The organism is Microbacterium sp. CGR1, from assembly GCF_051062835.1.
Lineage (GTDB): Bacteria > Actinomycetota > Actinomycetes > Actinomycetales > Microbacteriaceae > Microbacterium.
The window spans coordinates 2,580,720-2,592,401 of record NZ_JAOTPG010000001.1 but is presented as its reverse complement, the minus strand read 5'-3'; the positions used below and the strand labels follow the sequence as shown (position 1 = coordinate 2,592,401).

Genomic DNA, 11,682 nt, shown 5'->3' with positions numbered 1-11,682 from the left:
CTCAGTTTCGTCCTCGCCAATCGACCTGGACGAGTAGCCGACCGGGGCACTGACAACCGACGACCCCGATTCCTCCCGATGAGAGAGTTCATCGCACCTCTCTCGTCTGCGCTGAAGAACTGCTTGGTCTCGTTCGAGACCACGTCCCCGGACGCCGTCGTTCGTGTGAAAGCTAGCCTGCTCCGCACGGGCTTCGTCGCGAACTACGAGTTCGTGTCCGACGGGCTCCCGACGTTCGAGATGCACAACCCGGTCGCAGACCTCGTCGTTACATCCTTGTTCGCCGAGAAGCGGGACAAGAACCTCGTCGGCCCGATACTCATCATCGTGGGGATCGTGCTCGGCGCCTTCGGGCTCGTGTCCGGCATCCTTACTGCGGTGCTAGTGCATGTCGATGAGACAACTTTCACCTGGATGAGGGACTGGTTCTGTGTGATCTTCGTCTGCCTCCCTGGCGGGGCGGCCTGCGTCGGCGCGGGAGTATCGGCTTCCCTCGACGAGCGAGACTCGCGCGGAAAGCCCTGCGCAAGCGCGGGTTCCGCGATGCTCTCGATGACGAACAGATCCACCACCTGACGCAGGATCCGGTCTAGGAAGAACCAGCGCGCGCAAGCGGAAGAATGCGCGTGACCAGGCTCATCAGGAACATGCCGGGTTTCTCATGCATGCACAGATGTGCCGAGTGTTCGAACCAGATCACGTCCTTCACGGGAGCGTGGACTCCGCGGAACCAGCGCTCCACCGGGCGCGTGGGTGTGGTCCAATCGTGTCGACCAAAAAATTGCACCACCCGCACCTGGATCGTCAACGCCTGCGTCAGGTCGACGTCGATAAGTCCGACAGTACGTGCCGCGCCGTAACATCTTGGCCTACGCCTATGAGGTCGAGGTCCTCGTCCGAATAGTAGGAGAACAACTGCGCGGATCCGAAAAGAAGTCCGGACTCTGAACGGTAGGCGGAGAGACCTCCATAGTGCTGGGCCCATCGCCGGCGGACCGCGATCCTCCCGAGCGTCAACGCGCAGCGCGCTGCACCCTCCCGAGGCTGCGGCTTTCCGTTGTCAACGGAGGGTTCGCGAGTACGGCGAGCAGGACCCAACCACGGTCGCTCACTAGGCAGAGCGCTTCGCGCGGGCCGCTTCACGCCGCGCACGGATGCCGTCGATGTCGACAAGGGTCGCCTGCGCGCGTCCTTCCTCGACCCAGGGACGCAGTCTGAAGGCGGTGATCTGCAACGTTTCGGCGAAGACCACCTGTCCGGCGTCCCTCACGAGACTCATCACCACGCCATACTCTTCGACGAAGACGTCCTGACCGTTGTAGTAGAGAACGGCGTTTGACAGGCCTGACTGGAACGAGTCCCGCAGTCGTTGCTCAACAGTGGTCACCAGCTGGAGAGAGCAGCCGGCGGCGCGAAGCTCCTTGATCGCACGGAGGACCACCAGGTCTTCGACCGTCCAGTATCGCGTCGCACGTTTCCCCGAACCAGCATCCAGCGTCGGCGTGCAGAAGCCCTTGTCCACCCAGTAGTTCAGAGTCGAGGCGGGGATTTTCAGCAGGGCAAGAAGAGTTGGCGTGTCCAGTGCCAGAACTTCTCCCTCCCCAGTCATACACGCCAGAATAATGGTCGAAAACGACTAGTGACAATAACTAGGTTTGTCTTAATGCACGATAGAATGAGAGCGGCAACCAGCCGCGTACTATACAGGTGAACCGCATAGATGTCGCAATAGACTCGCTCGTTGCGACGGCCATACAATGAGTGGTCCCCGGAAGGAGCCGCATGCCCGGCGTAATCGAGAACATGCCCGCTGAAGCCCGCCTCGAGCGCCTGCGCGCACTGGCGGAGGCGATCCTCAGCATCGTTCGAGAGCGAGGGTCGATGACTCTCATCGATGCGCTGAGTGCTACCGCCGCCCGACTTCGGACCGCCGTGTCCCAGGTGAAGCAGGGTCTCAACTATGCGCTCAGCAACAGCATGCTCCGCCTGACCGGCGATGACATGCTGTCGGCTACCGCGTAAGCCATGCCCGCGGAGCTCCCGGCTGCCCGAGGGGCGGCCGGTGACGTCGGCCTGCTCGAACTCAGCGACGGCTCACTCGTCCATCCCGACAGGTTCGACGACCGATACGGACGCGGTGTGCGCGCGCCTCATCTTCGGAGCGAAGATTCGAGGACCGAGACGGAGCGGGACCGCGGCCGGCTCGGATACTCGTCGTCGCTTCGCCGGCTGGCAGGCGTGACTCAGGTCGTGTCCCCCGACCTGGCGGCTGCGCGGATGCACAGCCGGGAATCCCACACCCATAAGGTCGCGCTCGTTGCCCGAGAGCTCGCCGAGCTGGTCGTTCGACGCGCCCGCACAGACCAGGCCGTCGCTTCCCTCATCCACCAGGTCGGCGGACTCGATATCGCCGCGTGCGAGGCTGCCGGCCTTGCCCATGATCTCGGACACGCGCCGTTCGGTCACGCCGGGGAAGTCGAGCTGCACAACCTGCTGCTGGCCCGCACTGACGACGGGTTCGAAGGCAACCCGCAGTCGTTCCGCATCGTCACTCGCCTCGACGGCCGGACTCTGAAGCGGACGGACTTGGATCTCACCAACGTCACGCTCTGCGCGATCCTCAAATACCCGTGGGACAAGGAGGAGGCGTCCACAGACCCCGCCGCACCCACTCAGAAGGTCCAGAGGCCCCCGAAGTACGGTGCGTACGCGGAAGACCGTGCAAAGTTCACCCTCGTGCGAAGCAAGGTCATGGGCGAGGGCGCCGCCACAAACCGTCGCCAGAGCCTGGAAGCGTCCATCATGGACCTCGCCGACGACATCGCCTACGCGATCCACGATCTCGAAGACTTCTGCGCGGCCGGGATGATTGACCTGTACGACGTGCGGCTCAAACTCGAGGACGCACTGGGCGCGGTGTCCGACGTCCACGAGACGAACAAGTTCGAGACGTCCCAGAGCTCCGACCCGTTCACTCTCGCCACCCGCAAGCTCCGCAGCACGTACGACGGACTATTCGACGACACCGAGTTCTACTTCGCCGTCCAACGCACCCGGTCGCTCATCAACCAGGTGATTCAACGCTCCGGCGACGAGGACGGCATGCCCGTCGTTCTCCGTGACTATCTCAGCGGCAAGATCGGCGAGTACTTCTCGACGCTGGAGATCAGCGACGCTCTCCCCTACTCCGAAGCCGCATACGTGCGCCTGAGCAAAGCGTCGTGGCATGAGGTGCAAGTCCTCAAGGTCATCACCCGCCACTGGCTGATCGGGTCCCCACAGATGGGAGTCATTCAGCGAGCGCAGACTCGAGCCATCCGGACTCTCTTCGACAGCCTCGTCAACTGGCTCGAATCTTCCCCGGACGCGGTCACCGTGCCGAAGGCGCTTCATGAAGCCCTCACGAACGCGGGCGTGGACCTGAACCAAGAGGACGTCGGCACACTCGACAATCGCCACTACCGGGCCATTGGTGACTACATCAGTGGCCTGTCGGACTCTGAGGCACTGCTCAGGAGCAACTGGTTCGCAGGGCGCGACATTCCGGGAATGACCGTCGTCGCCGAAGCGTACTGAGCCTGAGCATCCTCGAGGCGTCAGCGAGGACGAGCGGGCTCCAGCCAGTTCTTCGCGAGATCAAGCCACGCGTCAGCGGGAACCCCGTCTGTCAGATGCTCCGCGATCTCTTCCGCGGTCCAATCCGAACCGAACTAGCGGGATAAACGGCCACGAGCCGTCCCAGTACGTTGCCCGGGTGCTTCGACGTCCGGCCGAGTCCCTGAGGATGTGAAGAAAGTCGTCGTGGCGCGGACCGGCCTGAATCACCGGGAACAGGTCCCGATACCTCCAGCTTCGCCACGCCCGACGAAAATCGAACTCGAGGGCCTGCTTCTGACCGTGGACCTCGTCGACGCCCAACATCAGGGCGCCGAGCGCCAGACCTTCCCCGATGATGGTCTGCTGTCTGGCTCTGGTGAGCGACATGATTCGACGATAGGCGACGGGAGCGAATAGCGCCCTCAGAGCAACAGAAAGACCAGGTCTGCGACGAAAAGGGCCCGGCTTCCTGAAAGGAACCGGGCCATCTTCACATCTACTGCTCGCTGTGCGCGAGGGGGGACTTGAACCCCCACGTCCATAAGGACACTGGCACCTGAAGCCAGCGCGTCTACCATTCCGCCACTCGCGCGAGTCTGTCGGGCTCCGAAGAACTCAACTTCCCAAAGATATCACGCGATCCGCCCCACGAAGAAACCGAGGCCGCGCCTGAGCATCCCCTCCGGAGGACTTCTGCTCCACGGGAGGAGAATCTCCCCGGATTCCTCCTCTTCAGACGCAGATCTTCTCCCGAACGGCACACGAAAGACCACCGCGAGACGCCTCCACCAGAGCACCACCGCCTCCCCCACTCCCCCGGAATCTCGGGGTTCTTCCGCCCTGCGAGGGCGTTCACCCAGGACACCTGGCTACGATGTCCCTACCGGTCGGCATGCCAGAGGAGCCCAGTGGGACTACTTGACAGCTTTGAGAAGGGTCTCGAGCGCGCTGTGAACAGCGCCTTCGCGAAGACCTTCCGCAGCGGCATCCAGCCCGTGGAGATCGCTTCGGCCCTTCGGCGCGAAGCGGACACCAAAGCGGCTGTGGTGAGCAGGGACCGCATCATCGCGCCCAACAGCTTCGTCGTGCGCCTGAGCACCGACGACGCAGACCGCATGCTGAGCCTCGGCGGGGCGCTCACGGACGAGCTGCACGCGCTCCTCACGAAGCACGCGAAGTCGCAGGGCTACAGCTTCTCGGGTCCGCTCTCCATCAGCCTCGAGGGTGACGACAAGATCGCCACCGGCACGATCAATGTCAGCTCGGGCACGGTCGAGGGCCGCGTCAACTGGCAGGCCGTGATCGACGTCGACGGACGTCGCCACTCGCTCACCCGCGCCCGCACGGTCATCGGCCGGGGCACGGATGCCGACATCACCATCGCGGACGCCGGATCCAGTCGCAAGCACGTCGAAGTCCTCTGGGACGGCGAGCGCGCCATGATGCGCGACCTCGGCTCGACCAACGGCACCAAGGTGAACGGCGACAAGGTGCGCGAAGCCGCACTTCCCACCGACACCACCATCACCATCGGACGCACCGATCTGGTGTTCCGCATCGTTCCCGTCGCCTCCCCGTCACGCCCGCCGCGGCCGCGTGACGACGACGCGACCCGTGCGTTCGGAGCCCTCTCGTGAGCACTCCCAGTGAACTCGTCCTCCTTCTGCTGCGCATCGGCTTCCTGCTGCTGCTCTGGTTCTTCGTGTTCGGAGTCGTCTACTCGCTCCGAGCCGACCTGTTCGGCATGAAGGTGCGCAAGCTCCCGGCCGAGGCCGCTGCAGCGACGCCGGCGCCCGCACCGGCGCCTGCCGCCGCCCCCACGGCATCGCGCCCCTCTTCGGCGAAGCCCAGCACCGGGCCCGCGACCGTCGCGACCGCCAAGCGGCTCGTGATCACCTCGGGCCCCAAGGCCGGGCTCGAGCTGCCGCTGGGCACCGACACCCTCACGATCGGACGCTCGAGCGAGTCCGCCCTCGTGATCCGCGACGACTACACCTCCAGCCACCACGCGCGCCTGCTGCTCCGGGGCGACAGCTGGGCCATCCAGGATCTCGACTCGACCAACGGCACGTTCGTCGCAGGTCAGCGGGTGACCGGCGGTCCGGTCGGTCTCGCTCTCGGCACCCCGATCAAGGTGGGCGCCACGACCTTCGAGCTGCGAGCCTGACCCCGGCATGGTCTTCGAAGGCTCGAGCGCCGCGATCTCCCACACCGGGAAGGTCCGCTCCAACAACCAGGATTCCGGCTACTCCGGCGCCAACCTCTTCGTCGTCGCCGACGGCATGGGCGGTCACGCCGGCGGTGACGTCGCCTCGAGCATCGCGATCCACCGGATGGAGCCGCTCGACCAGCCGTACACATCGGTCGAAGACGCGCAGGCCTCCCTGCAGGCCGCAGCGACCACGGCCGCCGGCGATCTGATCCGCGCCGCGAAGGACCGTCCAGAGCTCGCCGGCCTCGGCACCACCCTGAGCGCGATCATCATGGTCGACGACTACGCGGTCATCGGCCACATCGGCGACTCGCGCATCTACCTCTACCGTGACGACGTGGTGACGCAGATCACAGCCGACCACACCTTCGTGCAGCGACTCGTCGACTCGGGGCGCATCACCCCCGAAGAGGCCCGCTATCACCCGCGCCGATCGGTGCTCATGCGCGTGCTCAGCGACATGGATGCCGATCCCGAGCTCGACAACTTCGTCATGCACACCCAGCCGGGCGACCGCTGGCTGCTGTGCTCCGACGGTCTCTCGGGAGTCGTCGACGAGGCGCACATCCTCAAGGCGATGCGCATGGGCATGGCGCCGGGGCGCACGGCCGACAACCTGCTGAAGCAGGCTCTCGACGGCGGAGCACCCGACAACGTCACCATCGTCCTCGTCGAGGTCGGCGGACAGCACGCCATGCACTCGGGAACGGCGACGATCGTCGGATCGGCGTCGAACCCCGCCAATGTCTCGGTGCCGCCGGTGCGCGCGCCGCGCGGCAACTGGCTGCACCCAGTGCGTCAGGCCGCGAACGAGCCCAGCCACTTCGAGCCGGCTCCCGAGTACCTCGAGGAGCTCATCGAAGAGGACCGTCGGCGCGCCAAGCGTCGCCGCTTCGGCTGGATCGCCGGGATGCTCGTCGTCCTCGCGATGCTGGTGTTCGCCGCCTTCGCCGCCTACAGCTGGACTCAGACCCGCTACTTCGTCGGCGCCGACGAGGACAGCGTCGTGATCTACCAGGGCGTGCAGCAGAACATCGGACCGATCACACTGTCGACTCCGCTGCGCGACACCGACATCCTGCTCGCGAACCTGCCCCCGTACCAGCGCGACTCCGTCGAGCGCACGATCACCGCCCGGTCGTTCTCCGACGCCGAGGCGATCGTCGCGAGGCTGCAGGCCGGCGCTGATCGCGTCATCGGCGAGACCCCGCTGCCCACTCCCCTGCCGACGCCGACTCCGACGGAGGACGCAGGATGACCACCGACGTCACGGCCGACACCAGCGTCATCAAGGCGCTGAAGCGCATGCGGATGCCGCAGACGCAGCGCAACCGTGAGTTCTGGCTGCTCCTGTTCGCCGTCGCGATCAGCGGCGCGGCCCTCACCCTCGTGCAGCTCGGCGCACTCGGCCTGATCGACCCGATGATCCTCGCGATCGGCGGCGGCCTCGCCGTTCTCGCCTTCGCCGTCCACTTCGTGCTGCGGGCGGTCGCCTCGGCCGCCGATCCTTTCCTGCTGCCGATCGCGACCCTGCTCACAGGCCTCGGCATCGCGATGATCTACCGCATCGACATCGCCAAGTCGCTGACGGGTTGGAACGCGTACTCGACGAAGCAGCTCGCCTGGACCGCCATCTCGCTGGCCGGCGCCATCGCCGTCGTGATCATGCTGCGCAACTACCGGGTGCTGTTCCGGTACACGTACATCTTCGGCCTCTCAGGAATCCTGCTGCTCCTGCTGCCGTTCGTTCCGGGACTCCGCATCCCCGATGCGAACGCCGCGGTGTGGGTGTCGCTCGGCGGCATGTTCGCCTTCCAGCCGGGCGAGCTCGCCAAGATCTGCCTCGCGATCTTCTTCGCCGGCTATCTCGTGCGCACGCGGGAGAGCCTGACGTCGGTCGGCACGAAGTTCCTCGGCATCACCTGGCCGCGCATGCGCGAGCTCGGGCCTGTGCTCGTGGTGTGGGCCATCTCCCTGGGCATCATCGTGATCCAGCGTGACCTCGGCACCGGAACGCTCATCTTCGGCATGTTCGTCGCGATGCTCTACGTCGCCACCGGCAAGACCAGCTGGGTGCTCATCGGTCTCGGTCTCGTCGCCGCGGGCGTCGCGGTCGCGACCCAGATCCTCAGCTACGTGCAGGGTCGCTTCGTGAACTGGCTGTTCCTCTTCGACCCCGACAAGGTCGACCCCGACGGCGCCGGGTTCCAGCCCATGCAGGGGCTGTTCGGCCTCGCGCACGGCGGTCTGCTCGGCACCGGGTGGGGTCAGGGCCGCCCTGACGTCACCCCGCTCGCCCACAGCGACTACATCATCACCAGCCTCGGCGAGGAGATCGGGCTGATCGGGCTCTTCGCCATCCTCTGCCTGTACATGGTGTTCGTGAGCCGCGGAGTGCGCATCGGTCTCGCGGGTCAAGACGACTTCGGCAAGCTGCTCGGCATCGGCCTCTCGTTCACGATCGCCCTGCAGGTGTTCATCATGGTCGGCGGTGTGACCCGGGTCATCCCCCTCACCGGTCTGACCACCCCCTTCCTCGCCGCCGGTGGTTCGTCGCTCGTGGCCAACTGGTTGATCGTCGCGATCCTGCTGCGGATCTCCGACGGCGTCCGCAGCCAACCGAGGGCGGTGATCGGCTGACATGACGAAAGAGCTCCGCCGTCTCAGCATCGTGATGCTGTTCATGTTCATCTCGCTCTTCGCCGCGACCAGCTGGATCCAGGTCGTCGAGGCCGATTCGCTCGCGCAGAACCCCAACAACCGTCGCACGCTGCTCGACAGCTACGAGATCCAGCGTGGATCGATCATCGTCGACGACGTCGCGATCGCGTCCTCGACCCCGTCGGATGACAAATACCAGTTCCAGCGCGTCTACACGGATGCCTCCGTCTGGGCGCCCGTGACCGGGTACTTCAACCCGGCTCTGCAGTCGGCCACCGGCATCGAACGGGCCATGAACGCCGACCTCTCGGGTACCGGGTCGAGCGCGTTCTTCGCCGAGATCGAGCGGATCCTGTCGGGCCAGCCGCAGAGCGGATTCAGCGTCGAGCTGTCACTCGACACCGCCGCGCAGACCGCGGCGTACCAGGCCCTCGACGGACTCAACGGCGCGGTCGTGGCGATCGAGCCGAAGACCGGACGCATCCTCGCGATGGTCTCGACCCCCGGGTTCGACACGAACCAGCTCGCGACCCACGATGCGGATGCCGCGAACGCGACCTACGATCAGCTCGTCGACGACCCCACCAAGCCTCTGTCGAACCGGGCGATCGCCGGCGACCTCAACCCTCCGGGGTCGACGTTCAAGCTCGTCGTGGCCGCCGCAGCATACGCGTCCGGAAACTGGACCCCCGACTCGACCCTGCCGAACCCCGCGCGGTACACCCTCCCCGGCTCCACGAACACCGTGGCGAACGCCTGGGGCGGCACGTGCGGCAGCGGCGACACCGTGACCATCTCCGAGGCCATCCGGCTGAGCTGCAACATCCCGATGGCCGAACTCGCCGTCGAGCTCGGCGACGACGCGATCCGTGAGATGGCGGAGAAGTTCGGCTTCAACAAGAGCTTCTCGACGCCGCTGGAATCCACGCCGTCGAGCTACCCCCGGGCACTCGACGACGCGCAGACCGCGCTCACCGGCTTCGGCCAGGGACAGGTCACCGCGACTCCGCTGCAGATCGCGATGGTCGCCGCCGGAATCGCCAATGACGGCGTCGTCATGAACCCCCGTCTGGTCGACACCGTGATCGGCAACGACCTCTCGGTCGTCAGGGCGTACGACGACTCCGAGTTCGGCCGCGCGTTCGATGGCACGATCGCCGATCAGATCACGGCATCCATGGTCGCCAGCGTCTCGAACGGGGCTGCGCAGGGTGCAAGAATAGACGGGGTCGATGTAGCCGGGAAGACCGGTACGACCGAGAACGGGAACAAGCCTTACACGTTGTGGTTCACCGGCTTCGCGCCGGCGAACGACCCCGAGGTGGCAGTAGCGGTCCTCGTCGAAGACGGCGGTGGACAAGGGCAGTCAGGATCCGGCGACACCATCGCCGCTCCGATTGCAAAGAAGGTCATAGAGGCGGTGCTGGGCAGATGAGACCGACGCAGGGTGTGTCGTTCGGTGGTCGCTACGAGCTGCAGTCGCGTATTGCGATCGGCGGCATGGGCGAGGTGTGGGAGGCGACGGATCACGTCATCGGGCGCACCGTCGCGATCAAGATCCTCAAGGACGAGTACATGGGGGACCCCGGGTTCCTCGAGCGGTTCCGCGCTGAAGCGCGCCACGCCGCACTCGTCAACCACGAGGGCATCGCGAGCGTCTTCGACTACGGCGAGGAGAACGGCAGCGCCTACCTCGTCATGGAGCTCGTGCCCGGCGAGGCCCTGTCGACCGTTCTCGAACGTGACGGCGCGCTGAGCGCCGACAAGACGCTCGACATCGTCGCCCAGACGGCATCCGCCCTTCAGGCCGCCCACGCGGCCGGTCTCGTGCACCGCGACATCAAGCCGGGAAACCTGCTGATCACGCCCGACGGACGCGTGAAGATCACCGACTTCGGCATCGCCCGCATCGCCGACCAGGTGCCGCTGACGGCAACCGGTCAGGTCATGGGCACCGTGCAGTACCTCTCTCCGGAGCAGGCCTCAGGACACCCGGCCTCCCCCGCGACCGACACCTATTCGCTGGGAATCGTCGCGTACGAGTGCCTCGCGGGCAAGCGTCCGTTCACGGGTGAATCGCAGGTCGCGATCGCGATGGCGCAGATCAACGAGCAGGCTCCGCCCCTGCCGCCGACCGTGCCGATCCCGGTGCAGAACCTCGTCATGGCGATGATCGCCAAGAAGCCGGCCGATCGTCCGTCCTCGTCCGCCACGGTGGCGCGCGCGGCCCAGGCCCTGCGTCGCGGTGACCTCAACTCCGCCGCGATCGCCGTTCCGGCCATCGCGACCGGTGGTGTCGCCTCCGACGACGCCACCCGGTTGCTCACTGCTTCGGGTGACGACGGCACGACCCGCATCCTCCCCACGACGGCTCAGCTCCCCACAGGAGAAGAGGCCCCGGAGGACGGCGAGAAGAAGAAGCGCAGCCCGTGGACGTGGCCGCTCATCGCTCTCATCGCCCTGCTGGTCATCGTGCTCGGCGGAACGGTCTTCGCGCTGATGAACCAGGGCGACGGCGACCCGAAGCCGACCGATTCGGCGACGACCAGCCAGACGCCGAAGCCGACGCCGTCCGAGACGCCGACGCAGGAGCCCGAGCAGGTCGACGTCGATGCCCTGGGCCTCGAGGGCATGCAGTGCGAGGCAGCGCGTGCGGCTGCGGTCAACGCAGGTCTGCAGGCCGAGTGCGTCGTCGGCAACACCGTCGCTCCGAGCGCCAACCAGGTCGGGACCGTCGAGTCGGTCATGCCCGGCGGGAACGTGCCCGAGGGCACGCTGCTCACCCTCACGACGTACAAGGAGCAGGTCCAGGTCGGCAAGCCGACCGGAACCCCGACCATCGCGGGCACCGCGACCGAGGGCCAGGCCGTCACGCTCAACTGGCCGAGCTTCGAGTGCCCGTCCGGCACCCCGGCACGCTCCGCCTTCGAGGTGACGCTGACCAATGCGACGTTCTCGGGCGGCAACCCCGGCGAGTCCATCCGCAGCTTCGGTCCGAGCGTGCTGTCGACGCAGATCATCCCCGGCACCGCCGGTCAGAGCATCACGGCCACGTACCGCGTCTTCTGCGGAAGCGACATGCCGTCCGCTCAGTCGGACGCCATGCAGGGCGTGATCATCCTTCCGGCTGCGCCGACTGACGGCGAAGACGAAGGCTGATCCGCCGCACGCAACGTAGTCTGGGACAATTCATCAGGTCGTATCAGGGGGTC

General features: G+C 66.1%; 10 protein-coding genes and 1 tRNA gene. 9 read left to right on the top strand and 2 right to left on the bottom strand.

Annotated features, from left to right (window positions below):
• Positions 1 to 78 precede the first annotated feature (78 nt).
• Positions 79 to 576 carry a hypothetical protein gene (locus OD997_RS12825; protein ID WP_434331911.1) on the top strand — a complete coding sequence of 166 codons (498 nt, stop codon included), beginning with the start codon at positions 79 to 81 and terminating at the stop codon, positions 574 to 576.
• Positions 577 to 1,111: 535 nt separating this feature from the next.
• Here OD997_RS12825 and OD997_RS12820 read toward each other — a convergent pair.
• On the bottom strand, positions 1,112 to 1,609 hold the full coding sequence (locus tag OD997_RS12820; RefSeq protein ID WP_434331910.1) for a MerR family transcriptional regulator: 498 nt from the start codon (positions 1,607 to 1,609) through the stop codon (positions 1,112 to 1,114).
• 173 nt (positions 1,610 to 1,782) lie between these two features.
• On the opposite strand from OD997_RS12820, the gene OD997_RS12815 reads away from it, so the two are divergent.
• A complete protein-coding gene (locus OD997_RS12815; RefSeq protein ID WP_434331909.1) occupies positions 1,783 to 2,022 on the top strand; it encodes a hypothetical protein in 240 nt (79 codons plus the stop codon).
• A gap of 3 nt (positions 2,023 to 2,025) precedes the next feature.
• Positions 2,026 to 3,576, top strand: a complete 1,551-nt coding sequence (dgt, locus tag OD997_RS12810; RefSeq protein ID WP_434331908.1) for a dGTP triphosphohydrolase — start codon at positions 2,026 to 2,028, stop codon at positions 3,574 to 3,576.
• A 530-nt stretch (positions 3,577 to 4,106) separates the two neighbouring features.
• Here the strand turns inward: dgt and OD997_RS12805 are convergent.
• Positions 4,107 to 4,189: transfer RNA gene (locus OD997_RS12805), tRNA-Leu, on the bottom strand.
• Between the two features lie 316 nt (positions 4,190 to 4,505).
• Between OD997_RS12805 and OD997_RS12800 the strand changes: the two genes are divergently transcribed.
• From OD997_RS12800 to OD997_RS12775, 6 genes are read left to right on the top strand one after another with little or no spacing between them, the layout of a single operon-like run.
• Entirely contained in the window at positions 4,506 to 5,234 is a 729-nt protein-coding gene (locus OD997_RS12800; protein WP_434331907.1) for an FhaA domain-containing protein, read from the top strand.
• Complete coding sequence (locus tag OD997_RS12795; RefSeq protein WP_434331906.1) at positions 5,231 to 5,764, top strand: FHA domain-containing protein FhaB/FipA; 534 nt, start codon at positions 5,231 to 5,233, stop codon at positions 5,762 to 5,764. Before OD997_RS12800 ends, OD997_RS12795 begins: the two co-directional genes overlap by 4 nt.
• 7 nt (positions 5,765 to 5,771) lie before the next feature.
• On the top strand, positions 5,772 to 7,067 hold the full coding sequence (locus tag OD997_RS12790; RefSeq protein WP_434331905.1) for a PP2C family protein-serine/threonine phosphatase: 1,296 nt from the start codon (positions 5,772 to 5,774) through the stop codon (positions 7,065 to 7,067).
• Positions 7,064 to 8,449: an FtsW/RodA/SpoVE family cell cycle protein gene (locus OD997_RS12785; RefSeq protein WP_434331904.1), complete on the top strand. Its 1,386-nt coding sequence runs from the start codon at positions 7,064 to 7,066 to the stop codon at positions 8,447 to 8,449. The genes OD997_RS12790 and OD997_RS12785 overlap by 4 nt, the downstream gene beginning before the upstream one ends.
• A 1-nt stretch (position 8,450) precedes the next feature.
• Positions 8,451 to 9,905, top strand: a complete 1,455-nt coding sequence (locus OD997_RS12780; RefSeq protein ID WP_434331903.1) for a peptidoglycan D,D-transpeptidase FtsI family protein — start codon at positions 8,451 to 8,453, stop codon at positions 9,903 to 9,905.
• Positions 9,902 to 11,629 carry a protein kinase domain-containing protein gene (locus OD997_RS12775; RefSeq protein ID WP_434331902.1) on the top strand — a complete coding sequence of 576 codons (1,728 nt, stop codon included), beginning with the start codon at positions 9,902 to 9,904 and terminating at the stop codon, positions 11,627 to 11,629. The genes OD997_RS12780 and OD997_RS12775 overlap by 4 nt, the downstream gene beginning before the upstream one ends.
• Positions 11,630 to 11,682 lie beyond the last annotated feature (53 nt).